Here is a 24,570-nt window from a genome sequence, read left to right as displayed (position 1 = left end):
AGCAACGCCGACAACCCCACGCCCTCAGGGCGTGGGGTGATCGACGTCGGAGCCGGGGCTGAGCGCTCAGTACTCGCGCAGCAGCGTGCCGTACCCGTGCAGCTTGTCCTCGATGCCGTTGTCGCGCAGCGCCATCCACCAGGTGGCGGCGTTGATCGCGATCACCGGCTTGTCGAGCCAGCGCTCGGCCTCGTCGGCGAGCTCGGTCATGCAGAGGTTGGTCCCGCACTGCACGATCGCGTCGACGTCGGAGTCGTTGATCTCGATCAGGGACTCGCGCAGCGTCTTCTCGGGGACATGGGCGATCGCGACCGCGGACTCGCAGTTGAGTCCCTTGATCTGGCCGACCTCGAAGCCGAGCTCGGTGAAGAACTTCCGGACGTTCGCATCCCCGATCGGGGTGTACGGCGTCACGACGGCGATCTTCTTCGCACCGAACAGGTGCAGCGCCCGCTCGCAGGCCTCGGCGCCGGTGGCGACGTCGAGCCCACCCGAGAGCTCCTTGATCTGGGCCACGAACTGGCGATTGCCCTCGACGCCGTCCCAGAACGTCTCGGCGCTCATCCCCATCACCATGTAGTCCGGCTGCATGGTCATGATGCCTTCGACGCAGTCGGCCATCGAGGCGCGGATCTGCTCGAGCAGCGCCTCCATGCCCTCGTCGTCACCGATCCGGCCGTCACGGATCAGGATCCGGCCGTAGTGCGACGTCACGCCGGGCACCCGCATCATGTCGAACTCGGGTTGGACGATGGTGTTGGTGCTCGGTGCGATCACACCGAACTTGCGACGCCATCCCAGGCGATCGGTCACGTGGAGACTCCTACGTTCTCTGTTTCATCCGCCGTAGCCGGGACGACCCGCTTGCGGATGCCGAGGGCACCGAGCAGGAAGCAGAGCTGGACCACGGAGTTCGTGAGCTGCTCCATCCACTGCACCTCTTCGGACTGGTGCGGCCGGGCGGCCAACGGCGGCAGCACCAGGGTGCCGACGATGTAGACGGCGTAGAACGCCATCCCGACGTTGAAGCCGAGCCGTTTCGAGAGCCGGATCCCGAGGATGCCGACGAAGACGGCGCCGAGGGCGGAGATGACCAGCAGCGGCCAGGTGTCGCCGGCCTGGAGCGCGAGCAGCGCACCGAAGCCCGGAACGACGAGGAACGGCCACCACGGGGCCGCCTTCCCCCGCCAGATGCCGATCAGCGCCCAGGCGATGCCGGCGAAGCCGAACGCCAAGCAGGGGAAGAGCATGTTCTCGAGGATCGGGTAGTTGCGGCAGGGCTCCGCCGCGACCAGCGTCTTCCAGAGTGCCTTGCAGAAGCCACCCAGGGTGATCAGGGCGCCAGCGAGCAGGGCCGGGATGCGGATCGACGGAAGAACCTTGCCGGCAGCCTGGGCCAGCGTGACGGAACCGGCGCCCGCGAGCAGCACGGGGACGAAGTCCTCGAGTGCGAGGGTGAGGCCGTACTCGGTGCAGGGATCGATCGCCATCAGGCGTTGACCTTCTCAGTCGCCGCAGCACTCGGGTCAGCGAAGATGTCGCGCTTGCGGAAGCCGGCGGTCATGAACCGACCCATCGCCTTGGGCGTGGTCAGCCACGCCACCCGCGACCCGGACTTCTTGGCGGCGAGGAGGTGCTCGACCAGCCACGGCGTCACGGTCTCGACCCGGTCACCCAGGATGTTGAAGATCTTCCGGGCCTTCTCGAACGCCTCGGGGTCACCGTCGTAGTCGTCGACCAGGAGGTCCGTGGCGACGATGCCCGGCGAGAGGAAACCGACCTTCACGTCGGTGCCCTTCACCTCCTTGACCAGCGTCTCGGTCAGGTAGGTGACGGCGCGCTTGGACGCACCGTACGGGCCCATCCCCGCCTGCACCTGGCCGGTGGAGCCGAAGCCCTCCATGTTCCAGATCCAGCCGCCGCCGGCCTGAGCACCCAAGCCGGCGAGCGCGACGGCACTGCCGTTGGCCGCGCCGTACAGGTTGGTGGCCACCACGTGGGCGAGGTCGGTCTCCGGGGAGTCCTTGAACGGACGCCGCGGAGCCGAGACACCGGCGTTGTTGATCCACACGTCGACGCGACCGAAGGTGGCCAGCGCGTGGTCCCACAGCTCCTGGACCGACTCGCGCGAGGCGACGTCGGCCGGAATCCCCGTGATCCGCGCGTTCCCCTCGTACGCCGCCAACGCGGCGTCGACGCTCGCCTGGCTGCGTCCGCAGATCACGACGGAGCAGTCACGGGCGAGGAGCTCGCGGACGAGCCCGGCGCCGATCCCGCGGGTACCGCCGGTGACGACGACGACCCGGCTCACCGGGGTTCCCAGGCGAGCGAGCCGTGCACGAAGTGGGTGGTGGTGTCGCCCCGCATGAGCTGCCAGACGATGGCGAGCTCGCGGGTGTCGGGGTCGATCAGGAACTCGCGTCCACGGATCTTCTCCACCCCGGTCGCGTCGGGGCCGACCAGGTGCTGGGTGGTGAAGAGCGCGCGACCGTAGCCGGTGGCGTTGCCGAAGACCTCGGGGCCCTCGAACATCGTCCGGGCGCCGTCGCGGTAGCGGTCGAAGGTGTACTGACGCTCGAGGTCGCCGGACCAGCTGATGGTGTGGCGGGCCGAGCGCAGCGAGGTCGGCTGGTGGTCGATCTCGACCTGGACCTTGCCCTCGTGCTGCTGGTCGGCGGAGTTGAGGAACAGCTCCCCGACCCAGGCGCCGGCCTGCTTGGTCGGCAGCACCTGCGGCTTGGAGCCGCGCTGCTGCTCGAGCTCACGCCACTCGTCGACGAAGCGCTGGGTGGCCGGGTTGGTCTCGCGGTCGAAGGTCCGCTTGTAGACACCGTTGAAGACCGCGCAGACGGCCCAGCCGTCGCTCAGCACCGAGGAGTAGACCTGGGTCTCGCCGTCGGCGAGGACCTGGTTCCAGGTGCGCAGGTCGGCCTGCCAACCGGGCGAGTAGTAGTTGGCGTCGACGAACAGGCCGTAGGGCTGGCCGGTGCCGTAGAAGTCGGGGCCGGTGTAGACCCGGTTCTCGTCGGAGTCGACGACACCGAAGTCGAACTGGGCACCGAGCTCGAACCGGTTGCGCAGCGGGCCGGCACCGGAGAGCTTGGAGTCCATCCAGTAGCGAGCACCCTCGGCGGTCACCTCACTGGCGCGGGCGATCGACTCGAAGCCGACGTGGTTGCCCTGGGCGTCGAACAGCCCGGGGATGCCGTGCCACTCGCCCTCGATCTTCTTCTGCCACTCGCTGGTCTCGACCGACTCGTTGACGCTGCTCATGCGAGCACCTCGCTGGGGATCTCGTTGGTGACAAGGAGGGTGCGGATCGACTCGGCGACCGGCTCGGTCAGCAGGCCGCTGATCTGGGCCCAGACCTTGTCCACGTCGGGGCTGAAGAGCAGCGCGCGGTTGCGGGCGTCGCGAGCCACCAGGTCGACGTCGGCGAGGTCGGCGACGACCGCGTCGGGCACGTCACCCTCGAGCAGGCTGAACCAGTGGTCGCGGTAGGCGTTGACCGGACCGTTGAGCGAGGCGAAGCCCTCCTCGGTCGCCCGGTGGGCCAGCATCCAGGCCGACATCACGGAGACCTGGCGGGGCTCCAGCGCCGCCTTGGAGAAGCGCTCGTCGGCCTCGACGGCCGCGAACGTCTCGGTCAGCGGGGTGTGCGCCCAGTCGTTGTAGACCATGTGCGTGCCGTGCTCGGCACGCTGGATCAGGTCGAGGTGGAAGGCGAAGTAGCCGTGCGCCGCGACCGAGTCCAGGGTGAAGTGCGGGACCGGCGAGTCGTCGGGCATGAAGGCGAAGACCATGTGGCTGTCGAGCCCGATCTGGGGCACGACGATGCCGACGTACACGGCCTTGGCGATCTTCTCGCCGCTGAAGACGCGGACGGTGCCGACCGGGTCCGGACCCATCACCGAGGTGAGGGTGCGGAAGGGTCCGCCGTCGGCGCCGGTGATCTCGGTGAGCTTGCCGCGCTCGACGATGCTGTCGAGCGTGGAGACGCACAGGTTCTGGGGAAGGCTCACGCCTTCACCTCCTTGGGCTCGGTCTTGTTCGTGGTGGTCTTGCCCGGCGCCGGGGCTGCGGCCGGTGCGGGGGCTTCACCGCGGCCGGTGAGGATCTCCCGGCTGCGGACCTCCTTGAAGTTCCAGGCGGTGGCGAGCTCGGGCACCTCCTTGCGGGCCGGTGACGGGATGACGCGCTGCTCGACGCGGGCGGGGCCCTCGCCGACGATCGTGTTGCCCTCGACGCTCCAGCCGGCCTCGATCAGCTCCTGCCGACGGCGGCGGTAGAGGACGGCGTTGTAGTCGCTCTTGACGTGGAGCTCGTCCGAGAGGTCGAACGGCAGCAGCTCGGGGCGGACGGTGTCGACGATGACCTGGTCCTCGTAGAGCACCTTGAACACGCGACGACGCGCGTCGGCGTCGGCCCACTTGCCCTTGAAGAAGGTGCGCAGCGCGACGAACTTGACCAGCGTGGTCTCCTCGTCGATCGGGATGTTGACGTCGAAGATCTTCAGGTCGCCCATCGGCGTCCCGACCTCGAGCTGCAGCAGGTTCGGCAGGTACCAGGTCGTCGAGACCGGGACCGGCGGACGCTTCTGCAGGTCCTTGGTCTTGCTCGGGTTGAGCATGCCCCAGATGCCCTTGGAGTTCGGCGGGTTCAGGATCGCGGTCACCTTGCAGTGCCACGGGGAGGTCTCGATCTCGAGCTCGGGGACCTCGGGCTTCTCCCGGTTGCCGAAGACGCCGCCGTGCACGAACGGGGTGTGCGAGACGTCGACACCGTTCTCGAGGATGCGCTCGTAGTTGGACTTCCACAGGAAGCTGCCCTTGACGGCACGGAAGTTGACCGTGTCGTCGATCGCGGACCAGTCGGGGATCGGCGGCCGCTCCTCCTCCGGAAGATCGCCCATGTAGACCCAGATGAACATGTGCTTCTCCTGGACCGGGTAGGAGTCGACCCGCGCCTTGCGGGGGATCGGCTTCTCCGGGTGCGACGGGATCTTGCGGACCGCACCGTTCGGCTCGTACTCCCAGCCGTGGTACGGGCAGACGATGCAGTCGTCCTTCAGCGTGCCGCCCGAGAGCGCGGCGCCACGGTGGACGCAGAGGTCCGACATCGCGACGACGGAGTTGTCGCTCGCCTTGCGGTAGATCACCAGCTGCTGGCCGAGGAGCTTGACCTTCTGCGGCTTGCCCGGGAGGAGGTCCTCACTGAACTCGACCGCGTACCAGAAGTTCTTGAACATGCGCGTGCCTCCTAGCGACGACGGATGTCAGCGAAGGGAGACGCGTCGGTCCCCGTGGGCTGGTCCTTGAGGTAGCCCTCAAGGGTGGACTCAGCGTCCTGCGCGACCTCGCCGGAGGCAAGACGCGCGGTGAAGAAGGTGATCAGCAGGTCGAACAGGACCGTCCGGAGCTCGTCCTGGTCCGCGACCGGCGGCTCCTCGAGGAAGCCGCGTGCCGAGGACGGGTCCTCCGGCGAGGCGGGCAGCATGTGCCCCGCATCGGCCAGCCGGACCAGCCAGGTCTCGGTGGCCTCGGGGATCGCCTCGAGGAAGGTCCGCTCCACCGGGTCGTGACCCGGCGCACCGGCGGTCTCGCCGTACCGGATGGCGCTGGCGGCGATGATCCCGTCGGCGGTGCCGGCGATCAGCATCACCGGAGCCGTGATCGGCGCCGGCAGCAACGTGCCGGCCGGGAAGCCGAGCTGCTGGGAGGCCATCGTGTGCGAGCCGTACGTCGCCACGGCGCGGACCTGCGGGAACCACTCCGCCCGGGCCGACTGGAGCGCGACGGTGCCACCGGCCGAGTGACCGAACAGACCGACCCGGTCCACGTCGAGCAGGCCCGCGAGCGGGCCCTCCGCGTTGACCTCGGCGAGGGCGTCGAAGAGCGGCGCCAGTGCCTGCGTGGTCGGCCGCGAGCCGTAGCTGCCCGGGCCGACGGCGCCGATGTCGACGCCGGGCGTGAGCCCGTACTGGCCGGGAAAGAGCAGTCCGACCCAGTCGTAGGTGACGGCGATGATGCCCGCCGCGGCGAACGACGTCGCCAACCCGGTGTAGCCGGCGGAGGAGACGTTGACCCCCGGCACCAGCACGACGACCGGGTAGGGCGCGCCCGTCGGGTCGGGACGGAGCATGCCGCTCATCCGCTCCACGTCGGTGCTCGCCGGCAGGGCCGGGAAGCGCACCGTCACGTGCAGGGTGTCGTACGGAGCCGCCTCGCCCGGCACCCGGACCGCGAGGCGGTGGGTGCGGACGAGGACGTCGCTGGAGGTCATGAGTCGAACTGCGCGCGCGGGAGGACGCGGTCGCCACCCCAGAGGGCGCGGATGAGCTTCTGCGTCATCTCCTCGCCGAAGAAGCGGTCACCCATCTCGTTGGCCGGGTCGAGCTCGGCGATGTTGCGGCGCACGGCCTCGTCGCTGGCGGCGAGCGCGGCACGCTCCTCGACGGGGACGATCTCGGCCTCGTCGACCCAGGCCAGCCAGCGGTCGAGGTGCGCCTCGGCCAGCTCGGTGGCCAGGTCGGTCATCCGGGAGTCGCTCGGACCCATGAAGCAGTACGCCGTCGGCGAGAGGTTGGCGCGGACGAAGGCGCTGCGGCTGACGAAGGGCTCGAGCCAGTCGTTGTTCTGCTTGACCTGCTCCCACTCGTCGTTCAGCGGCGCGTAGTACTTGTTGTAGGACTCGACGTCGCCGGACAGGTAGGTGCGCGGCACGGAGTCGAGGAACATCCACCCCATCGGGAAGGCGCCGAGGGCCATGCCGAAGTGCGGGACCTTGACGTGCGGGCCGAGCCAGATGGTGAGGTGCACGTTGACGAAGCCGGCGGCCGAGTTCTCCATGTGGGAGTGGACCATCCAGTCGATCTCCGGGCCGCTGTAGGCACGGACGCTGCCGTTCGGGCCGCCCTCGGAGGAGAAGGACTCCAGCTCATCGGTCGAAGGGTCACGGGTCAGAGCGAAGCGCTGGTGCACCTTGGCGGCGAGGCGCTCGATCAGCGCCGACCAGTCAGCGAAGAGCGCCGAGACGTCGGTCGGGCCGGCCTCGTCGAAGTACTCCTGGACCGACTTGAGATTCTGACTCATGGACTTCCCCTCCTAGATGACACAAGAAATATATCCTATCCGGATTCCGGATGCGAGGTGTTTCACACCGTCGGATACGCGGCGGCGCCGGACCCGGTTCCGCCTTCGCGGAACGCGGCCGGGGCGTTGATCACGCACTCCTGGGTGTACTCCCGCAGGCCTTCGTCGCTGTACTCGCGACCCCAGCCCGAACGCTTCACCCCACCGAAGGGCGCGTGCAGCGCCATCCCGGTCCGGTTGTGCGTGTTGATGAACGTGAAGCCCGCCTCGAGCCGGGCGGCGACGTCGAACGCCCGCGCCTCGTCGACGGACCAGACCGAGGCACCGAGTCCGAGCTCACCGGCGTTGGCCCGACCGACGACCTCGTCGACGGAGTCGTAGGCCAGCAGCGGCAGCACCGGGCCGAACTGCTCCTCGGCGACGATGGGGTCGGCGTCGTCGGCACCCTCGATCAGGGTGGGCACGACGTAGTGGCCGCGGCCCAGGTCGGTGTCGGCGTCGACGGTGCCGAGCACCGTGGCGTGCGCACCGCGGGCGGTGGCATCGGCGATCAGGGCCCGGAGGCGCTGCACCGAGGCGGCGTTGACGACCGGTCCCATGGTGACGCCGGCGTGGAGCGGGTCACCGACCCGCAGCACCCGGTCGGCGGCGGCGATGATCCCGGCGCGCAGCTCGTCGTAGCGCGACCGCGGCAGGTAGAGCCGCTTGATCGCCATGCAGACCTGGCCGCTGGTGGCGAAGGCCGCCATCACGAGTCGTTCGTAGTCGGCGTCGTCGAGGGCGGCGTCGTCGAGCAGGATCGCCGGGTCGTTGCCGCCCAGCTCGAGCACGCTCGGGGTCAGCGACCGACCGGCGAGCCCCGCGATCGCGCGCCCGGCACCCTCACCCCCGGTGAAGGCGACCCGACGGACGGACGGGTGACCGACCAGGGCGGTGGCGACCTCGGCCTCACCGTGCACGACGTGCAGCACGTCAGCCGGGAGCTTCGAGGCGAGGACGTCGACGACGGCACCGATGCCGAACGGGGCGAACGGCGACGGCTTCATCACCACGACGTTGCCGGCCGCGAGCGCGGGCGCGATCTTGAGCATCGCCAGGATGATCGGGGCGTTCCACGGGGTCACGGCGGCGACCACGCCGAACGGACGGTGCTGGCGGACCAGGCGTCCGCGCTCGTCGTCGAGCACCGTGTCGGCGAGCACCTCGGTGCTGCGGCCGACGTACCAGCGCAGCAGGGTGAGGGCGAAGCCGCACTCGCCGCGGGCGTCGCCGAGCACCTTGCCGGTCTCCCGCGCGACCAGCTCGGCGATCCGGTCGAGCTCGGGTTCGAGCGCATCGGCGGCGGCGCTGAGCTGTGCCGCACGATCGCTGACGGACCGAGCGGCCCAGGAGACCTGGGCCGCTTCGGCACGACGGACGATCGCGTCGACCTGATCGACGGGGGTCGGGGCGACCTCGCCGACGATCTCGTCGGTCCGGGCCGGGTTCTCCCGGATCACGCGACCGGCAGGGGCCGCAGTGAGTCGATCATCGAGGTCCGACGCAGGTAGAGCCGGCTGGCCTCCCGGTCGGCGGCGAGCTCGCGCAGCGAGGCGTGGTGGGCCGCGCGGGCGTCCTCGTCGGTCTCGCGCAGGTTCTTCCAGTTGTCGTGCGTGATCGCACGGACGTAGGAGAGCGCCACGTCACGACGGGCCTCGAGGACCTCGTCGAGCTCGGCGAGCATCGCGCCGGGCTGCGAGCTGTCGGCGAGCACGTTGACCAGCGCCCGGGCGACGAGCACGGCGTCGTGGATGCCGCTGTTCATGCCCATCCCGCCGAGCGGGTTGTTGACGTGCGCCGCGTCGCCGATGAGGACCACGTTGCCGCTGCGGAAGCGGTCCGCGACCCGCTGGTGGACGCGGTAGAGCGAGGCGTGCAGCAGGTCCCACTCACGACCGAGGTCGGCGACGCCCTGCAGCCGCTGCTGCACCCGGGCCGGGTCGACCTCGACCTCGTCGGGGCTGTCCGGGTCCGTCGGGAAGAGGATCCGCCAGTGCTCCGGGGTGCGGAGCAGGACGAGCCACTCCTCCGGGTCGAAGATGTAGTTGACCGCGGCGATGCCGGGCAGCGCGGCGGTCAGGTCCTCGGTGGTCGAGGCGACCAGGAACCGCTCGGGGTAGGTCATGCCCTCGAACTCGGCACCGATCTGGTGACGCACCACGGAGCTGGCGCCGTCGGCACCGACGACCCAGTCGGCGGTGAAGGTCTGACCGGCCTCGGTCGTCACGGTGACCGTGGGACCGCTCTGGACGACCGTGCTGACCCGGGCGTCGAAGACGACGCGAGCGTTCGGGTAGCTGGTCAGCGCCTCGAGGATGATCGGGGTGAGCTTGCTCTGCTCGCACTGCACCCGGAACGGGTACGGGGTGTCGGCGGAGAGCGCACCGAGGTCCAGCTCGGCGATCGGGCCGGCGGCCCGGTCGCGGTACTGGAAGGTGGTCGAGGTGATGCCGCGCTCGAGGAGCACGTCGAGCACGCCGAGGTCGGCGAGCATCTCCAGGGACGGCGGGTGGAAGGTCGAGGCCCGCGACTCCGTGGCCAGGCCGGATCCGGCCTCGAGCACAGTGACCTCGACGCCGGCGCGCGCCAGCACGAGGGCAGCGGTCATGCCGACCGGGCCTGCGCCGACGATCAGGGTCGAGCTCATGCCTGGTTCTCCTCTGCGATGTGGAGCGCGAAGGCGCCCTCGACCCCGACGACGCGGGTTCCGGTGAAGATCCGGATGGTCTCCACGGTGCCTTCCTCACCCATGCCCGACCAGCCCCAGGCGGGTCGCGGCGTCATCAGGTGGAGGCTCATGATCGTGGTGCCGTTGACCTTGACCTCACCGGCGTTGACCTCGCGGGCCACCGCCAGGGCGGCGTCGGTGTCGGCACCGATGACGTAGCCCTCCAGTCCGAAGGGGGTGGCGTTGGCGAGCTCGATCGCCTCGGCGACCGTCTCGTAGGTGTGCACGGTCGCGACCGGGCCGAAGAGCTCCTCCAGGGCGCTCTCGCTCGGGACCCCGGTCAGGAACGTGGGCGCCAGGAAGTTGCCGCTCGCGGGCAGCGGGGTGGTCGCGTGCACGGTGCCACCGGCTTCGACGCGCTCGGCGATGCCGGCGGCCAGGCGGTCGCGGTGCAGGGCGTTGATCACCGGGCCGAACTGGGTGGCGGGGTCGAGCGGATCACCGACGACCAGACCGGCCAGCCGAGCCTCGAGGGCCTCGACGATGGCGTCGGCCTTCGCCGCGGGGAGGATCAGGCGACCCAGCGCGCGGCACCACTGGCCGTTGAGCGTGGTGAGCAGGTCCGCGGCGTGCCGAGCGGCGTCGGCCGGGTCGGCGTCGGGCAGGACGAGCAGCGGGTTGTTGCCACCCAACTCGAGCTGCAGCGCGGTGAAGTTCGCGGCACAGGCCTGAGCCACGGCCCGACCACCGATCAGGCCACCGGTGAAGGAGACGGCGCGGGTGCGGGTGTCGGTGACCAGGGCGCCACCGACGGCGGGGCCGCCCTGGACGAGCTGGAACGTGCCGGGCTCGACGCCTTCGGCGGTCAGCACGCGGTCGATCACGCGGGCCAGTGCCGTCGTTCCCCAGGCGGCGTACTCGCTGGGCTTGAGCAGCGTGGGGGCGCCGGCGGCGAGCGAGCTCGCGACCTTGTGCGCCGCCATCGGGGCCGGAGCGTTCCACGGCACCAGGCAGACGGCCGGGCCGAGCGGGAGCCGGTTGACCTCGACGGTGCGGCCGTCGTCGGTGGTGGCGGTCTCGGACATCACGCCGGAGCGCAGCATCTGCGCGGCCAGGTGGAAGGCGCCCGGGACGATCACGCCGACGATGCTCGTCTGGGTGATCGGGACGCCGGTGGCCAGCGACTCGAGCTGGCTGATCCGAGCGACCTCGGCGGCGAGTGCCGCACCGACGGCGTCGAGGATCTCGGCCCGACGCCCCGGGGCGGTGGTGCGCCACGAACCCGACCGGTGCACCCGGTCGGCGGCAGCGAGCGCCGCCTCGACGTCGTCGGAGCTGGTCTCGGTGGCGCGACCGACGGTCTCGCCGGTGTACGGGTCGACGAGCTCGACGGCGAGCTCGCCGGCCGGCAGCGTCCAGACGCCGTCGACGAGCTGCTCGAGCGCCGGGTGGATGCCCGCGGGGCGCAGCTCGGCGGCTGCCGCTGCGACGGTCTCGGTCACGGTTCCGGTCATCGGGCGGCCGCCGGGGTCGCTGCGCCGTTGCTGGCGGCAGCCTTCTCCATCACGTCCTGCGTGGTCAGGCCGGCCCAACCCTGCTGGTCGACGATGGTCTTGGCGAGGTCGAGCTTGCCGCGCTCGGCGGGGAACGCCTGGACCAGGCCCATCGACGTGTCGCGCATCGCGCGGCCGATGACGTTGCCCATCAGCGCGCCCGACGTACCGCACATCTTCAGGGCATCGGTGGCCACCGAGAAAGCATGCTCGCAGATGGCGCCCTTGGCGAGCTTCCAGCTCTTGACCACGTCCTCCTTGGGCAGGATCGGCGGCTCGCTGGCCTCCAGGTCGATCTGGCGGCGCAACCAGAGGTGGGCCTCGGCGAGCGAGGTCTCGGCGTTGCCGATCAGCACCTGGTGCATCGGGCTGGAGGCGATCGGCTTGCCGGTGTCGGCGAACTTCGCCGTCATCGTGCGCTCCATCGCGTAGCTCCACACACCCTGGGCGACACCGGCGTAGATCGCGGCGATGGCGATCTGGTTGCCGACCCACGAGCCGCGCGACATCGTGGTGGCGCGGGTGAAGCCGCCGGGCACGGTGAGCGCCTCCTCGTCGGGGACGAAGCAGTTCTCCAGCACCAGGCCGTGGTTGTCGGAGGCCCGCATGCCGAGCCCCTTCCAGTGGGTGCGCGGACGCGAGCCGACGGAGTCCTTGGCGACGAAGAAGATCGAGAGACCGTCGATGCCCGGGATGTCGTCGCGGCGAGCGGTGACGAGGTAGTAGTCGGCGGTGCCGGAGAGGCAGCCGAACGACTTCTCACCGTTGAGCAGCCAGCCGCCCTCGGTCTTGGTCGCGGTGGTGAGGATCAGGACGTTGGCGTTGCTCGCCTTCACCGCCTCGCTGGCGAAGTTGGCGAGCATCAGCTGCTCGGCACCCATCCGGCGGAGCACCTTCTCGGAGAAGGCGCGGACCTCCGCCTCCTCGGCCGGGTCGGTGTAGAGACCGGCGTCAGCGGCCGCGAGCGGCAGCATGCCGCGCGAGGAGGCCGAGCAGTGGAAGAAGTAGGCCAGCGCGGTCGAGCCGCAGACCGTGCCGAGCGCGTACGTCGTCGCGGCGAGGTCACGCAGGCCACCACCGAGGCCGCCGTACTCGGTCGGGACGACCAGTCCGAGCAGACCGGAGTCCGCGAGGAGCTTGACGTGACCGGGCGGGAAGGCGCCGAGCTCGTCGGCCTCCTCGGCAGCAGCAGCGATCTGGGGCAGGATCGACTCGACCCGCTCCATCCTGGCTCGCTCGTCGGGAGTGAGGTCCGGAAGCAAGTGCTCTGCGGTCAACTTCTGGCTCATCCAACGGCTCCTACGATTGTGGCGTCCTGAGACACCGGTGATGACAAAACAGTGGTGGGGTCGGCCGCGGACTGCGTGCTCCCACGCAGACGCTCGGCCAGGTCGTGCAGGGCGGCGGTGTCGATGTCGACCTCGACCTCCATCTCCTCGAGGAGACGCAGGAGGTCCTCGGTCGCGACCGAGCCGTCGACTCCGGCCAAGGTGGCGTCGAAGTGGCAGACACCGCTCTTGAGCGCGGTGAGGGCCTTGACCAGGCCGAGGCGGTCGCGGTCGTGCAGACCGAGCCGGACCGGGACCGGGCGGGCCAGGGCGACGACCTCCTGCAGGAGGCGGCGGACCTGGAGCGGCGTCGCTCGGCCAGCTTCGTCGCGCAGTCCGATCTCGGCCACACCCGTGGTCGAGACCGAGGCGACGGCCTCGAGGACGCGGTCGAAGACGTGCGGCTCGAAGGCACCGCGCAGGTGCACCACGGTGCGGTCCTCGATCCCGGCGAAGTCGGCCAGGGTGGCGGCGATGCGCTCGGGGTCGGCCGGGTCGAGCTCGACCTCGACGACGGTGGCACCGGCGCCGAGCGCCTCCTCAGCCTCGGCGCGGCCGGTGACCAACGTGCTGGCCAGGGCCGGCAGGGTGCCGGTGGCAGCCGTGGCGGCCAGGTCGGCGACCCGGACCCGGACACCGGTCGCGGCCAGCTCGACGCCGAGGTCGGGGCGCGCGTGCTGCGCCAGGACCGCCGTGTCGGCCAGTGCCGCGGCAGGCGGCAGCACGTCGGCGAACTGACCCCACCCGCGCGAGTGGAACAGCAGGGGCGCGGAGCGTCCGGCGGCACTGCCGGCCAGGACCTCTCCCACGAAGATGGTGTGGTCCCCGCCGGGGTAGGTGTGCACGATCCGGCAGTCGACCCAGCCCAGAGCTGACTCGAGCAACGGCACGCCGGTGGCCGCGGTGGTCCAGGGCTCGCCCGCGAACCGGTCGGTCACTCCAGGCTCCATCCCGGCGAACCGGCGACCGACGTCGGCCTGGTCCTTGGCCAGGATGCTGATCCCGAAGACACCGCTGTCAGCGATCAGCGCATGGCTGTAGAGCGTCGTCGTGAGGCAGATGGAGACCAACGGCGGGTCCAGGCTGACACTCGAGAACGAGCTGGCCGTCATTCCGTGCGGGGCTCCATCAGCATCCAGCGTCGTGACAACGGTCACTCCACTGGGCCATTGGGCCATCACGTCCCGGAACGTTCGGGCGTCGATCATGTCGCCTCCTCTCGGGACAGAGAATATACGATATCGACTTTGATGGCACGCAAATCTCCAAGTAGCCCAAGTTGCCGGCTTCGAGCGGTCTCGGAATATATGATTGGTCCGACCGGCCCGGAGCTCTCCGTGCCGCGTAGTAGAGGACGAGGCGAAGATCCGGATGAGTCGACGTAGTAATGCCGACGGCGTGAGGCCGATCGCCCACCACTCCCTGGTGGACCGCGTCACCGACGAGCTCCACCGCGCGATCCTCAACGGCGACCTGCCGCCGGGTTCGACGGTGTCCATCGTCGACCTGTGCGAACGCTTCGACATCAGCCACATCCCCGTGCGCGAGGCACTGCGTCGCCTCGAGAGCGAAGGCGTGATCAGCCTCCGCCCGGGACGTTCGGCCCTGGTCGCGACGGTCACGACCGAGGAGCTCGCGAACATCTACCACCTGCGCAAGCTGATCGAGGGCGACCTCTGCTACCGCGCCGGCAAGAAGATCTCGCCCGAGCGCGTCGCCCACGCCGAGGAGGCGCTGGCCGAGTACGTCGGCATCGAGCGTGAGCCCGCGGCCCTGGCCGCCAAGCACCACGCCTTCCACGAGGCGATGCTGCTCGACGAGATCGGCCCGGCCGACGCCAACATCCTGCGGGTGCTCTGGAAGGCCTCCGACCGGTACCTGCACCTGCTGATGGCCGACCTCGACCACGCTCCGGAGACCCAGGAGCGTCGGATCGACGAGCACCGTCACCTGCTCGACCTGGCAGTTGCCGGCGACAGCGAGGGACTGCGGGCCGCGTGGATCTCCCACCTCGAGAGCACCGAGTCGGCGCTGATGGCCGCGCTCGAGACGCGCGACGCGGTCGCCGCCGCACCTGCCTGAGCGGCCGCTGATCACCTGACCTCGCCGAGGTCGACGACCACCTTGCCCAGGTTCCGCCCGGCCATCAGCCCGGCGAAGGCTTCCGGAGCCGACGCCAGACCCTGATGGCGTTCCTCGGTCAACGGCAGCGCGCCGCTGGCCACCAACGCGCCGACCCGCGCCCGACTCTCCGCGGCGAGGTCGAGGTGGTCGTAGACCACCATCCCGTGGACCTCGGCGCGGGCCGCCATCACGGCACCGGCGCGCAGTCGCGTCGCGGCGGCGCCGTTGTACTGGTCCATCAGGCCGCACAGGCTCACCCGCGCCCCGACGGCGAGCTGCTCCATCACCACGTCCAAGGTGTCCTGGTCGCCGAGGTGGAGGTAGGCGTCGATCCGGTCGGGACACGCAAGGGCCAGCTCGTCGGCCCAGTCGGTACTGCCGCGCACCACCGCGGCGTCGTACCCCTGCGCGAGGGCGGCCTCCCGCTTGGCCTCGCTCCCGACGATCGCGACGGTGCGGGCGCCGGCGGCGCGAGCGAGGGCACCGGTCACCGATCCGACACCGCCGGTGGCGGCGCCGACCACGACGGTCTCCCCCGGGCCGGGTCGCAGGTGCCGCTCGATCACGGCGACGGCGGTCAGACCCGGCATGCCGAGCGCGCCGAGGTTCGCCGAGGCGGGGACACCGGGGACCGGCACCAGCAGCTCGGCGCTCGCCGCGTCGACGACCGCTTCCCTGCGCCAGCCGGTCTCGGCCAGCACCAGCGAGCCGACCGGGTGCGAGGCGACGTCGGAACGTCTGACCCGTGCGACCGCTCGCCCGGGGATGACCCCGCCGGGCACGACCGGAGCCTCCGCCAGGTGCGGGCCACCGAGGAGCGAGCGGACGTAGGGATCGAGCGAGATGGTCTCGACGTCGACCAGCAGCTGGCCCTCCCCCGGCTCGACGGCGGGCACGGTGGTGAGGGTGAAGTCCTCGGCGACCGGGACCCCGACGGGGATCCGGGCGAGCACGACCGCCTCGACGCCGCTCATCGCTGCACCGGGGCGGTGCGTGCTCAGACCGCGGCCGGCGACGGCTCGACCAGGACGGCCGCGAGGTCCCACGGGCGACCGTCGACCAGGTCGGTGCCCTTGCTCACGAACCGGTTGACCGCGCAGGCGGGACGCAGGGTGGCGTAGGTGATCGGCTCGGTGGCGAGGACCGGGTCGGGCTGGCTGATGATGCCGCTGAACGGAGCGCGGTCCGGTGCCCACAGGGTGAAGTCCGTCGAGAGCGGGACCAGCACGCCGGCACCGTGGGCGCCGGGACGGCTGGCCGCGGCCAGGTTGAGTCGGTTCTCGGCGGCGCGCTCGAGCAGGAGCAGGTCGAGGTCGCGGGCCTCCTGCGTCACGAACGGCACGGCGACCACGTCGGCGTCCTGGAGCGCGGCGAGGCGGAACGTCTCGGGGTAGAGCGCGTCGTCGCCGACGATCACCGCGAGACGGCCCCACGGCAGGTCGACCACGGCGAGGCCGTCACCGAGATCGGTCGCCCACGGGTGACGACCGGCGGCGTGCAGCTGTCGCTGGGTGAGCACGACACCGCCGGCGGTGATCGCCAGGCCGTGGTGCGCGGCGCCGACGGCGACGCTGGTGACGACGGTCGCGGTCGAGCCGGTCAGCACCGCGGTGAGCGCCTCGACGGACGGCCCGGCCAGCTCGGGAAGCACCACCAGCTCGGCGCCGTGGGCGACGGCCTCGGCGACGAGCGCCAGCACGTCGGCGTCGACGGACGGGGCGAGCACCGCGGCGCGGAGCTCGTCGGCCCCAGCGGCGCGCTGGCGTCCGCGGGGCTCAGCCACCAGGGCGCCGTACAGCTCGGGGCGGCGGGCGGCCATCACGTCGGTGCCGTCGGGGCGGGTCTTGTCGTCGGCGGCGTCGATCTCGATGTCGGCGATCACGACCGCCTCACCGGTGCGGGGGCCGATCGCGACCACGGTGCCGTCCGGCGCCACGATCTGGGCCTCGCCGGCGCCGTGCAGCCGGTCGACCGGAACGCCGACGCGCTCGGCGACGAAACCGATGCTGCGCTCGGGCACGAGCGGTCCGACCTTGTTGGCCGCGACCACCCACACCTTGTTCTCGGCCGCGCGGACCGGGACGTGCAGCGAAGCCTCGTCCAGGGCGAAGGAGTTGAGGCTGTTGAGCAGGATCTGAGCACCCTGGACGGCCAGCATCCGCGGGGTCTCGTTGATCACGCCGTCCATGCAGGAGTAGAGGCCGACCCGCCCGAAGGCGGTCTCGATCACGGGCGAGGGTTCGGTCGCGGGGTCGAGGTGGTCGCGCTCGCTGCCCATCAGGACCTGCTTGTCGGTGACCAGCAGGATCGCGCCGTCGGCGCCGAAGAGGATGTTGCTGCCGGTGGTGCGGCCGTCCTCGCGGGCGAGCGTGCAGTTCGCCATCAGGTGGATGCCGTGCTCGGCCGCCTTCGCGCCGAGCGCGGTGACGAACGCGCCGTCCAGCGTCTCGGCCTTGCGACGAGCGTGCTCCCGGTCGTCGTACCAGGAGACGTGGTTGCAGAACTCGGGCAGGACCACGACCTGGGCGCCGTCGGCGACCGCCGCATCGATCATCCGCAGGGCGGTGGCGAGGTTCTCCTCAGCCTCCTCCGTCACTGCGTACTGGACGGCTGCCACACGAACCGACGACATCGTTTCACCTCTCATATATGATCTACGACTTAGACCAGTGTCGCACATCACGCACTGCCCACGATAGGAGAACGCCGGATGTCGGAAGCGATCCGAGACGAATCCGAGACCTCCCCCGAACCCGGTGGACTGATCACCGTCGAGGCCTTCGCCGGCCGGGATCCGGTGACCATCGATCCGACCAAGGCAGCCCCCTTCGGCTGGTGGGTCGCGCTCGTGATCGCACTCGTCGCGTTCATCGATCGGGTCGAGTACAACCTCGTCGCCGGGGCGCTGCCCGCGATCCAGGACCACTTCGACTTCGGTGACACCGTGGCCGGCGCGATCCCGACCGCCTCGGCCATCGCCGGCGTGCTGCTGCTCCTGCCGGCCGGTCGACTGGCCGACCGCGGGCGCCGTACCTCCATCGTCGGACTGGTCGTGCTGACCTGGGCCGCGTGCTCGGTGCTCAGCGGGGTCGCAACGACGTTCGCCCTCTTCTTCGCCAGCCGGATCCTGCTCGGTGCCGCCGGCCAGCTCTACAACCCGCCGGCCTCCAGCCTGCTCGCCGACTACTACCCGTCCGGCTCGCGCGGGAAGGCGTTCGGATTCGAGCGCGCCGGCTACTACCTGGGCCTTCCGGTCGGCGTCGCCCTCGGTGGCGTGCTGGCCTCGGCGATGGGATGGCGGTCGGTGTTCCTCGTCGTCGCGGTCCCTGGCGTGCTCGTCGCGATCCTGGTCTTCATGCTGCGGGAGCCGCTGCGGGGACTGGGCGACCGGATCGACCGGGCCACCCGCGCGGGAAGCGCCACGGCCGCTGATGCCGTGGACACCTCGCACGCCACCACGATCTCGACCTCGATGTTCGCCGATGCCCGCAACGTGCTGCGGATCCGCTCGCTGGCCGGCGTGATCGGCGGGCTCTCGCTGCTCTACCTCGGCCTCGGCGGGCTGTTCTACTGGTTGCCGACGTTCCTGGAGCGGACCGAGGGTCTGGACTACGACGCCGCGGCCGGTCTGGCCGGCGGTGTCGGCGGCACCGGCATCGTGATCGGCATCATCCTGGGCGGCCGCCTGGGCGACAAGCACCACGCCGACCGACCGGCCTGGCGGCTGCGGGTCGGGGTCGGCTTCCTCGCCCTCGGCGCGTTCTCCCTGACCGGCGCGGTGCTGCTCTCCGGGCTGCCGATCCGGCTCACCCTGATCACGCTGGCCTGCGTCGGTTTCGCCGGCGCGATCCCCAACCTGACCGCCGCCTCGGCCGATGTCGTTCCCGCCAGCCGCCGCGGCGTCGGCTTCGCGATGCTCCAGCTGGTCACGACCCTCGGCGGCGCCGCCGGTCCGCTGGCCATCGGTCTGCTCTCCGACGCGCTGGGCTCGCTGCGGATCGCCCTGCTGTTCCTGGTGCCGCCGCTCTTCGGCGCGATCGCCCTGCTGACCCGCACCTTCAAGCACTACCCCGAGGACGCCCGAGCAGCCCTCGAGGACTGAGCACCGCTCCCCGAACCCCCGCACGCAGAAGACCCGCCCTCCGAGTTCGGAGGGCGGGTCTTCTGCGTGTGCGGGATCAGCCCCAGGTGTGGACCACCGCGGTGCCGGACAGGTCCGGGGCGGCGGTTCCGGCCGGGACGAACGACCAGGTCTGCGCCTCGGTGAAGTAGACGTCGGCGTCCACGTCGAACGTGGCACCGGCGGCCTCGGCGAGGACCTTCACCTCACCGACCAGGCCGGGGCGCGCGCCACGGGTGACGCCGGGCTCGACCTGGAGCAGCTCCATGGCGCCGGCGTTGTCGGCCTCACCGTCGGCCCAACCGCCGCCGGCTCCCGAGAAGAAGACCACGGCGGCGGTGCCGTCCAGGGTCGACGTCGCCGAGCGGGTGGCGTGCGGCTCGACGATGAGCATCTCGCCGACGCCCACGGTCTTGCCGCTGATGCTGAGGGCGCCGGAGATGACGACCATCTCCTCGCCGGCCGGCTGGTTGCCGACCGCGTCCCGGGTCCACCCGTCGGCGAACTGGACGACGACGGTGCGGGTGCCGCGCTCGGCGTCGGCGCGCAGCATCGCGATCCGGGCCGGCTTCTCGGCACCGGCGATCTGGTGCTCGGTCCAGGTCAGGTCAGGACTGGTGAGGTCCACGGTCAGGACGGTGCTCACAGGGTCACTCCTCGGAAGTAGTCGATGATCTCGGCCTCGCCCATCACGTCGGCGTACTTGGAGTCGAGGTCGAAGAGGTTCTGCTCGTGGGTGGCGAGCTCGCGGTCACCGCAGGCCTCGGCCACCACGAGCGGGCGGAAGCCGTTCTGCAGCGCGTCGAGCGCGGTGGCCCGGACGCAGCCGCTGGTGGAGAAGCCGAGCACGACCGCGGTGTCGATGCCGCGGGCGCGCAGGGTCGAGGCCAACGTGGTGCCGAAGAACGCCGAGGCGTACTGCTTGGTGACGATCACGTCGCCCTCGACCGGGGCCGGGGACTCGGGGAAGTCGATGAAGGGCGAGCCCTCCTCGAAGCAGGTCAGCCCCGGCACCTTGACCGCGAACCACCCACCGTCGGCGCCACCCGGCGCCAGGACGACCCGGGTGAAGATGACCGGGACGCCCGCCGACCGGGCGGCCTCGACCACCCGGTCAGCGCTGGCGCGGGCATCCTCGAAGCGGCCACCGTCATCGCTGAACGGCCCGTCCTCGAGGTAGGCACGGCAGACGTCGACCACGATCACGGCGGGCGCCGTACCGGGGCCGATCCGACCGCGGAATCCGACGGCGGCGTAGTCGTCCGAGCGTGCGTCCGTACTCATCAGTGCGTCCCGATCCCCTTCTAGTGACTTCGACTCAGATGATTCCGCGGGCCTCGAGGTCCGCGCGCTGGTCGGCGTCGATACCGAGGATGTTGCCGTAGACGTCCTCGTTGTGCTCCCCGAGCTTGGCGCCGGTCCACCGGATCGAGCCGGGGGTGCCCGACATCTTCGGCACGACGTTCTGCATGGCGAGCGAGCCGAACTGGTCGTCCGGGACGCGGACGATGGCCTCGCGGGCCTCGAAGTGCGGGTCGACGAGCATGTCCTTGGGACGGTAGATCCGGCCGGCCGGGACCCCACCCTCGTGCATCATCTCGAGCAGGTCGTCGGCGTTGTGCTTGGCCGTCCAGAGCGCGATGTAGTCGTCGAGCTCCTCCTGGCGCTGGCCGCGCTCGGCGTGACCGGCGTACTTCGAGCCGGGGGCGGCCAGCTCGGGCTCACCCATCAGCTCGGCGAGTCGGGAGAAGACCGAGTTCTGGTTGGCCGCGATCAGGACGAGCTGGTCGTCCGCGGTCGGGTAGACGTTGCTGGGTGCGATGTTGGGCAGCACGGCGCCGGTGCGCTCACGCTGGTAGCCCTGGACGTCCCACTCGGTGACGAGGCTCTCCATCATCGCGAGCACGGCTTCGTAGATCGCGCTGTCGACGACCTGGCCCTCGCCGGTGACGTCGCGGTGGTGCAGGGCAGCGAGCGCTCCGACGGTGGCGTGCATCGCGGCGAGCGAGTCACCGATCGAGATGCCGGTGCGCGAGGGCTGCCGGTCGGGGTCGCCGGTGGTGTAGCGGATACCGCCCATGGCCTCGCCGATGGAGCCGTAGCCGGCGCGGGAGGAGTACGGGCCGGTCTGGCCGTAGCCGCTGACCCGGACCATGATGATGCCCGGGTTGACCTCCTTGAGCTTCTCGTACGAGAGGCCCCACTTCTCCATCGTGCCGGGACGGAAGTTCTCCACGACGATGTCGGCGTCCTTGACCAGCTCGAGGAACATCGCCTGGCCCTCGGCCTCGCGCAGGTTGAGCGTCACCGAGCGCTTGTTGCGCCCGACGACCGGCCACCACAGGTAGGACCCGTCGACCTTCTCGCGGCCCCACTGACGCATCGGGTCGCCGACCTTGGGCGGCTCGACCTTGATCACGTCGGCGCCCTGGTCACCCATCAGCGTGCCGCAGAAGGGGCCGGCCAAGAGCTGGCCAGCCTCGATAACCCGGACGCCAGCGAGCGCCCCACCTGCACTGTGCGAATCGTTCATGAGGGAATCATATATTCGATATACTTCTCTTGTCAGCGACATCAAGGAGTGGACAGTGAACGCACCAGCCCCAGCGACCAGCATCGCCGCAACCGCGGCAGTGGAGATCGTCGAGGTCTCGCCCCGCGACGGCCTTCAGAACGAGAAGCGCCTGCTTCCCACGGAGACCAAGATCGAGCTGGTCCGCCGCAGCGTGGACGCGGGTCTGCGACGGGTCGAGGTGACCGCCTTCGCTCGCCCCGACCTGGTGCCGCAGATGGCTGACGCCGAGGACGTGCTCGCCGGACTGCGCGACGTCCCGGACCTGTCCAAGATCGGACTCGTGCTCAACCGTCGCGGCCTGGACCGCGCCATCGCCGGCGGCTGTGACGAGGTCACCGTCGTCGTCGTCGCCAGTGACGGCCTGGCGATCAAGAACCAGGGTGTCGACACCCAGGCCCAGGTCGCCGCCTGGCTGGAGACCGCCGCCGCCGCCAAGGAAGCAGGCCTCAAGACCACCGTGCTGCTGGCTGCCGCCTTCGGCTGCCCGTTCGACGGAGCCGTCCCGGTCGAGCGCGTGATCGAGGTCGCCAAGGCCTGCCTCGCGGCCGGCCCCGACGAGCTCGGCGTGGCCGACACCATCGGCGTCGGCGTCCCCACCCACGTGACGAAGCTGATCAGCGGCCTGCGCGCCCTCGACGCCGACCTCCCGCTGCGCGCGCACTTCCACAACACCCGCAACACCGGCTACGCCAACGCGGTCGCCGCGATCGCCTCCGGCGTCACCGCGCTGGACTCCTCGGTCGGCGGCATCGGTGGCTGCCCGTTCTCCCCCGGCGCGACCGGCAACATCGCGACCGAGGACCTGCTCTACATCCTGCAGAACTCCGACGGCATCGAGATGGCCCACGGGGCCGACGCGATGTCGCTGGCCCAGACCGGCGTCTGGATCTCCGAGGAGCTCGGTCTGCACCAGGCTCCCGCCCACCTCGCCCGCGCGGGCTGGTTCCCGCCCGTCGCCGCCGCCGCGGCACGCTGAAAGGTCCTGTGATGGAAGCGGTTCACGGCTTCAACGGCCATGCCTTCGCGGTGCTCCTGCACATCATCCTGTTCGCCTACTGGCTGGGCGGGGACGTCGGCGTCTACTACGCCAGCCGCTACATCCTGAAGTCCGACCTCGGACCCGAGGCGCGAGCGGTCTCGACCAAGATCATGCACGGGGTCGACATCGCTCCCCGGATCTCGCTCGTGCTGTTCCTGCCCAGCGGCATCACGCTGATGGCGTGGGGTCCGCTCGGCGACAAGTTCTTCGTGCACGGCTGGCTACTGTTCCTGGTCTGGGTGGCCGGGCTGACCTGGCTCACGATCTCGCTGATCGACTACCGCGGCGGGAACACCCCGATGGCCCGGTTCTCCCAGCGCGCCGACCTGCTGGTCCGCTACGGCCTCTCGGCCGGCCTGGCCGTCGCCGGCCTGTACACGATGATCGCGACCGACCCGTTCGGCGTCACCACCAACCCGAAGTGGCTGGGTGCCAAGGTCCTGGTCTACGGCCTGTGCATCTTCTCCGGCGTGATGATCCGGCGCGCGCTGCTCCCCTTCGGTCCGGCCTTCGGCCACCTCGTCACGCAGGGCTCGACCCCGGACGTCGAGAGTGCGATCCTGCGCTCGATCAAGCGGTGCGAGCCCTGGGTCTACGGCATCTGGGGGATGGTCATCCTGGCCGCGGCCCTCGGTGTGATCAAGCCCGGCTCGACCGCCTTCTGAGAGGAACCCTGAGATGAGTACGTCGCCCCGCCAGCGCTGGCTCCTCGCCATCGCGGGAAGCATCGCCGGTCTCGGCGTGGCCTTCCTGGTCCGCCGGTTGCTGACCGACTCGGGAGTGCCGCAGGCCGCCCCGGTCGCCCTCCCCCTGCGCTGCCGGGTCCTGGGCCACGGCTGGACCGCGCCGAAGGCCGGCCAGCTCCCCGTCCGACACACGTGCCGGCGGTGCGAGTCCCTCGATCTTCCCCTGTCCTGAGAGGTCATCCCATGAGCGCCACCCTCACCAGCACCCTCACGAAGGGCCGCAAGTTCGCCCTCGTCCTGCCCTCGACGAACACGTCGGTGGAGCGCGAGTTCCACCACCTCCGTCCGCAGGACTGCTCCTGGCACACCGGTCGGATCATGATCAAGGCCCCGGCCCTCGACAGCGCCGACGCGTTCGGCGCGTTCCGCGAGTGCCTCAACGAGGCGCTCCCCGAGGCGCTCGAGGTCGTGATGACCTGCAAGCCCGAGTACATCGTGATGGGCATGTCCGCCGAGACCTTCTGGGGCGGCGTCCAGGGCAACGCGGCCTTCGAGGCCAACGTCCGCGAGCTGACCGGTCTGGAGGTGACCACCGGCGCCACCGCTGCCGGCGAGGCGCTGAAGGCGTTCGGCGCGAAGCGGATCGGGATCGTGACGCCGTACCAGCCGGTCGGCGACGAGCAGGTGGTCGCCTACTTCACCGAGCTCGGTTTCGACGTCGCCGCGATCACCGGTCTGCGCTGCGACTCGGCGACCTCGATCGCCGACGAGACACCCGAGGCGCTGCGGGCAGCGTTCCTGTCCGTCGACGGCCCGGACGTGGACGCACTCATCCAGTGCGGCACCAACCTGGAGTGCATCGCCGTCGCCGCCGAGCTGGAGAAGGAGCTGGGCAAGCCGGTGATCGCGATCAACCTCGCCACCATGTGGCACGCCTTCCGGGTCAACGGCATCGAGGACAAGATCGCCGGCTACGGCTCGCTGATGGAGCTGCACTGATGTTCAACCACGTCGGACACCTCACCCTGTCGGCCGACGTCACCGACGGCCAGGTCGACGGGATCGTCGACGGGCTGCTCGCTCTGCCCGGACAGGTCGACGGCCTGGTCAGCGCCGAGGTCGTCCGCGACGCCGGCCTGACCCTCGGCAACGCCACGCTGCGCTTCCACATGCGCTTCGTCTCCGAGGACGCCTGGCGCGCCTACGGCAAGCACCCGGCCCACGTCGCGGTCCTGACCGACCACATCAAACCGGTCCTGGGCTCGAAGGCCTTCGTCCAGTACGACGACGCCGCCGTGCGGACCGCCACCGCCTGAGTCACCACCGAACGCCAGAGGCGCCCCCAGT

The 24,570-nt window shown here is 70.5% G+C and carries 25 protein-coding genes; 7 read left to right on the top strand and 18 right to left on the bottom strand.

Annotated elements, in window-relative coordinates:
* Positions 1–66 precede the first annotated feature (66 nt).
* The 13 genes from ACZ5J1_RS18920 to ACZ5J1_RS18860 all read right to left on the bottom strand — a co-directional run bounded on the left by ACZ5J1_RS18920 (position 67) and on the right by ACZ5J1_RS18860 (position 13,887).
* Entirely contained in the window at positions 67–813 is a 747-nt protein-coding gene (locus ACZ5J1_RS18920; protein WP_464561354.1) for a maleate cis-trans isomerase family protein, read from the bottom strand.
* Positions 810–1,490, bottom strand: a complete 681-nt coding sequence (locus ACZ5J1_RS18915; protein ID WP_464561352.1) for a hypothetical protein — start codon at positions 1,488–1,490, stop codon at positions 810–812. The genes ACZ5J1_RS18920 and ACZ5J1_RS18915 overlap by 4 nt, the downstream gene beginning before the upstream one ends.
* Complete coding sequence (locus ACZ5J1_RS18910) at positions 1,490–2,311, bottom strand: SDR family oxidoreductase (protein WP_464561350.1); 822 nt, start codon at positions 2,309–2,311, stop codon at positions 1,490–1,492. The genes ACZ5J1_RS18915 and ACZ5J1_RS18910 overlap by 1 nt, the downstream gene beginning before the upstream one ends.
* Positions 2,308–3,273, bottom strand: coding sequence for a calponin homology domain-containing protein (locus ACZ5J1_RS18905; RefSeq protein ID WP_464561348.1), 966 nt, complete (start codon positions 3,271–3,273; stop codon positions 2,308–2,310). The genes ACZ5J1_RS18910 and ACZ5J1_RS18905 overlap by 4 nt, the downstream gene beginning before the upstream one ends.
* On the bottom strand, positions 3,270–4,022 hold the full coding sequence (locus ACZ5J1_RS18900; RefSeq protein WP_464561346.1) for a hypothetical protein: 753 nt from the start codon (positions 4,020–4,022) through the stop codon (positions 3,270–3,272). Before ACZ5J1_RS18900 ends, ACZ5J1_RS18905 begins: the two co-directional genes overlap by 4 nt.
* The gene (locus tag ACZ5J1_RS18895; protein ID WP_464561344.1) at positions 4,019–5,248 is read right to left on the bottom strand and encodes an aromatic ring-hydroxylating dioxygenase subunit alpha; all 1,230 of its coding nucleotides are present in this window, start codon (positions 5,246–5,248) and stop codon (positions 4,019–4,021) included. The genes ACZ5J1_RS18900 and ACZ5J1_RS18895 overlap by 4 nt, the downstream gene beginning before the upstream one ends.
* Before the next feature lie 11 nt (positions 5,249–5,259).
* Positions 5,260–6,282 (bottom strand): alpha/beta fold hydrolase, encoded by a 1,023-nt coding sequence (locus ACZ5J1_RS18890; RefSeq protein ID WP_464561342.1) that lies wholly within the window; start codon positions 6,280–6,282, stop codon positions 5,260–5,262.
* Complete coding sequence (locus ACZ5J1_RS18885) at positions 6,279–7,091, bottom strand: hypothetical protein (protein ID WP_464561340.1); 813 nt, start codon at positions 7,089–7,091, stop codon at positions 6,279–6,281. The genes ACZ5J1_RS18890 and ACZ5J1_RS18885 overlap by 4 nt, the downstream gene beginning before the upstream one ends.
* Positions 7,092–7,153: 62 nt before the next feature.
* Positions 7,154–8,590 carry an aldehyde dehydrogenase family protein gene (locus ACZ5J1_RS18880; RefSeq protein ID WP_464561338.1) on the bottom strand — a complete coding sequence of 479 codons (1,437 nt, stop codon included), beginning with the start codon at positions 8,588–8,590 and terminating at the stop codon, positions 7,154–7,156.
* Complete coding sequence (locus ACZ5J1_RS18875; RefSeq protein WP_464561336.1) at positions 8,587–9,777, bottom strand: FAD-dependent oxidoreductase; 1,191 nt, start codon at positions 9,775–9,777, stop codon at positions 8,587–8,589. Before ACZ5J1_RS18875 ends, ACZ5J1_RS18880 begins: the two co-directional genes overlap by 4 nt.
* Positions 9,774–11,300: an aldehyde dehydrogenase family protein gene (locus tag ACZ5J1_RS18870; RefSeq protein ID WP_464561334.1), complete on the bottom strand. Its 1,527-nt coding sequence runs from the start codon at positions 11,298–11,300 to the stop codon at positions 9,774–9,776. The genes ACZ5J1_RS18875 and ACZ5J1_RS18870 overlap by 4 nt, the downstream gene beginning before the upstream one ends.
* A gap of 8 nt (positions 11,301–11,308) precedes the next feature.
* Complete coding sequence (locus tag ACZ5J1_RS18865) at positions 11,309–12,640, bottom strand: acyl-CoA dehydrogenase family protein (RefSeq protein WP_464561332.1); 1,332 nt, start codon at positions 12,638–12,640, stop codon at positions 11,309–11,311.
* Entirely contained in the window at positions 12,637–13,887 is a 1,251-nt protein-coding gene (locus ACZ5J1_RS18860; RefSeq protein ID WP_464561330.1) for a flavin reductase, read from the bottom strand. Before ACZ5J1_RS18860 ends, ACZ5J1_RS18865 begins: the two co-directional genes overlap by 4 nt.
* Before the next feature lie 163 nt (positions 13,888–14,050).
* On the opposite strand from ACZ5J1_RS18860, the gene ACZ5J1_RS18855 reads away from it, so the two are divergent.
* Positions 14,051–14,761 (top strand): GntR family transcriptional regulator, encoded by a 711-nt coding sequence (locus tag ACZ5J1_RS18855; protein WP_464561328.1) that lies wholly within the window; start codon positions 14,051–14,053, stop codon positions 14,759–14,761.
* Positions 14,762–14,772: 11 nt separating this feature from the next.
* Here ACZ5J1_RS18855 and ACZ5J1_RS18850 read toward each other — a convergent pair whose 3' ends face one another.
* Positions 14,773–15,777, bottom strand: a complete 1,005-nt coding sequence (locus ACZ5J1_RS18850) for an MDR family NADP-dependent oxidoreductase (RefSeq protein ID WP_464561326.1) — start codon at positions 15,775–15,777, stop codon at positions 14,773–14,775.
* Between the two features lie 23 nt (positions 15,778–15,800).
* The gene (locus ACZ5J1_RS18845) at positions 15,801–17,435 is read right to left on the bottom strand and encodes a nitrilase-related carbon-nitrogen hydrolase (protein ID WP_464561324.1); all 1,635 of its coding nucleotides are present in this window, start codon (positions 17,433–17,435) and stop codon (positions 15,801–15,803) included.
* A 78-nt stretch (positions 17,436–17,513) separates the two neighbouring features.
* On the opposite strand from ACZ5J1_RS18845, the gene ACZ5J1_RS18840 reads away from it, so the two are divergent.
* Entirely contained in the window at positions 17,514–18,905 is a 1,392-nt protein-coding gene (locus ACZ5J1_RS18840) for an MFS transporter (protein WP_464561322.1), read from the top strand.
* A gap of 76 nt (positions 18,906–18,981) precedes the next feature.
* Here ACZ5J1_RS18840 and ACZ5J1_RS18835 read toward each other — a convergent pair whose 3' ends face one another.
* The 3 genes from ACZ5J1_RS18835 to ACZ5J1_RS18825 are packed head-to-tail and all read right to left on the bottom strand — an operon-like array spanning position 18,982 to position 21,456.
* Entirely contained in the window at positions 18,982–19,569 is a 588-nt protein-coding gene (locus tag ACZ5J1_RS18835; protein WP_464561320.1) for a hypothetical protein, read from the bottom strand.
* Positions 19,566–20,207 carry an isochorismatase family protein gene (locus tag ACZ5J1_RS18830; protein WP_464561318.1) on the bottom strand — a complete coding sequence of 214 codons (642 nt, stop codon included), beginning with the start codon at positions 20,205–20,207 and terminating at the stop codon, positions 19,566–19,568. Before ACZ5J1_RS18830 ends, ACZ5J1_RS18835 begins: the two co-directional genes overlap by 4 nt.
* A gap of 34 nt (positions 20,208–20,241) precedes the next feature.
* The gene (locus ACZ5J1_RS18825) at positions 20,242–21,456 is read right to left on the bottom strand and encodes a CaiB/BaiF CoA transferase family protein (protein WP_464561316.1); all 1,215 of its coding nucleotides are present in this window, start codon (positions 21,454–21,456) and stop codon (positions 20,242–20,244) included.
* A gap of 55 nt (positions 21,457–21,511) precedes the next feature.
* On the opposite strand from ACZ5J1_RS18825, the gene ACZ5J1_RS18820 reads away from it, so the two are divergent.
* The 5 genes from ACZ5J1_RS18820 to ACZ5J1_RS18800 are packed head-to-tail and all read left to right on the top strand — an operon-like array spanning position 21,512 to position 24,539.
* Positions 21,512–22,474 (top strand): hydroxymethylglutaryl-CoA lyase, encoded by a 963-nt coding sequence (locus tag ACZ5J1_RS18820; RefSeq protein WP_464561314.1) that lies wholly within the window; start codon positions 21,512–21,514, stop codon positions 22,472–22,474.
* 11 nt (positions 22,475–22,485) lie between these two features.
* Positions 22,486–23,202 carry a hypothetical protein gene (locus ACZ5J1_RS18815; protein ID WP_464561312.1) on the top strand — a complete coding sequence of 239 codons (717 nt, stop codon included), beginning with the start codon at positions 22,486–22,488 and terminating at the stop codon, positions 23,200–23,202.
* A gap of 13 nt (positions 23,203–23,215) precedes the next feature.
* Complete coding sequence (locus tag ACZ5J1_RS18810) at positions 23,216–23,455, top strand: hypothetical protein (protein WP_464561310.1); 240 nt, start codon at positions 23,216–23,218, stop codon at positions 23,453–23,455.
* An 11-nt stretch (positions 23,456–23,466) separates the two neighbouring features.
* Positions 23,467–24,222, top strand: a complete 756-nt coding sequence (locus ACZ5J1_RS18805; RefSeq protein ID WP_464561308.1) for a maleate cis-trans isomerase family protein — start codon at positions 23,467–23,469, stop codon at positions 24,220–24,222.
* The gene (locus ACZ5J1_RS18800) at positions 24,222–24,539 is read left to right on the top strand and encodes a Dabb family protein (protein ID WP_464561306.1); all 318 of its coding nucleotides are present in this window, start codon (positions 24,222–24,224) and stop codon (positions 24,537–24,539) included. The genes ACZ5J1_RS18805 and ACZ5J1_RS18800 overlap by 1 nt, the downstream gene beginning before the upstream one ends.
* Positions 24,540–24,570: the final 31 nt, after the last annotated feature.

It is taken from the genome of Nocardioides sp. JCM 18999, from assembly GCF_055391175.1.
Note: the sequence above shows the minus strand (reverse complement) of the source record. Positions and strands in the feature narration are given on the sequence as shown.

What these genes read in the sequence shown, in the direction of transcription:
- ACZ5J1_RS18905 (WP_464561348.1), bottom strand. Translation starts at nt 3,273, where the DNA reads ATGAGCAGCGTCAACGAGTCGGTCGAGACCAGCGAGTGGCAGAAGAAG.
- ACZ5J1_RS18815 (WP_464561312.1), top strand. Translation starts at nt 22,486, where the DNA reads ATGGAAGCGGTTCACGGCTTCAACGGCCATGCCTTCGCGGTGCTCCTG.
- ACZ5J1_RS18800 (WP_464561306.1), top strand. Translation starts at nt 24,222, where the DNA reads ATGTTCAACCACGTCGGACACCTCACCCTGTCGGCCGACGTCACCGAC.
- ACZ5J1_RS18885 (WP_464561340.1), bottom strand. Translation starts at nt 7,091, where the DNA reads ATGAGTCAGAATCTCAAGTCGGTCCAGGAGTACTTCGACGAGGCCGGC.
- ACZ5J1_RS18890 (WP_464561342.1), bottom strand. Translation starts at nt 6,282, where the DNA reads ATGACCTCCAGCGACGTCCTCGTCCGCACCCACCGCCTCGCGGTCCGG.
- ACZ5J1_RS18845 (WP_464561324.1), bottom strand. Translation starts at nt 17,435, where the DNA reads ATGTCGTCGGTTCGTGTGGCAGCCGTCCAGTACGCAGTGACGGAGGAG.
- ACZ5J1_RS18850 (WP_464561326.1), bottom strand. Translation starts at nt 15,777, where the DNA reads ATGAGCGGCGTCGAGGCGGTCGTGCTCGCCCGGATCCCCGTCGGGGTC.
- ACZ5J1_RS18860 (WP_464561330.1), bottom strand. Translation starts at nt 13,887, where the DNA reads ATGATCGACGCCCGAACGTTCCGGGACGTGATGGCCCAATGGCCCAGT.
- ACZ5J1_RS18840 (WP_464561322.1), top strand. Translation starts at nt 17,514, where the DNA reads ATGTCGGAAGCGATCCGAGACGAATCCGAGACCTCCCCCGAACCCGGT.
- ACZ5J1_RS18810 (WP_464561310.1), top strand. Translation starts at nt 23,216, where the DNA reads ATGAGTACGTCGCCCCGCCAGCGCTGGCTCCTCGCCATCGCGGGAAGC.
- ACZ5J1_RS18915 (WP_464561352.1), bottom strand. Translation starts at nt 1,490, where the DNA reads ATGGCGATCGATCCCTGCACCGAGTACGGCCTCACCCTCGCACTCGAG.
- ACZ5J1_RS18805 (WP_464561308.1), top strand. Translation starts at nt 23,467, where the DNA reads ATGAGCGCCACCCTCACCAGCACCCTCACGAAGGGCCGCAAGTTCGCC.
- ACZ5J1_RS18830 (WP_464561318.1), bottom strand. Translation starts at nt 20,207, where the DNA reads ATGAGTACGGACGCACGCTCGGACGACTACGCCGCCGTCGGATTCCGC.
- ACZ5J1_RS18865 (WP_464561332.1), bottom strand. Translation starts at nt 12,640, where the DNA reads ATGAGCCAGAAGTTGACCGCAGAGCACTTGCTTCCGGACCTCACTCCC.
- ACZ5J1_RS18825 (WP_464561316.1), bottom strand. Translation starts at nt 21,456, where the DNA reads ATGAACGATTCGCACAGTGCAGGTGGGGCGCTCGCTGGCGTCCGGGTT.
- ACZ5J1_RS18875 (WP_464561336.1), bottom strand. Translation starts at nt 9,777, where the DNA reads ATGAGCTCGACCCTGATCGTCGGCGCAGGCCCGGTCGGCATGACCGCT.
- ACZ5J1_RS18855 (WP_464561328.1), top strand. Translation starts at nt 14,051, where the DNA reads ATGAGTCGACGTAGTAATGCCGACGGCGTGAGGCCGATCGCCCACCAC.
- ACZ5J1_RS18895 (WP_464561344.1), bottom strand. Translation starts at nt 5,248, where the DNA reads ATGTTCAAGAACTTCTGGTACGCGGTCGAGTTCAGTGAGGACCTCCTC.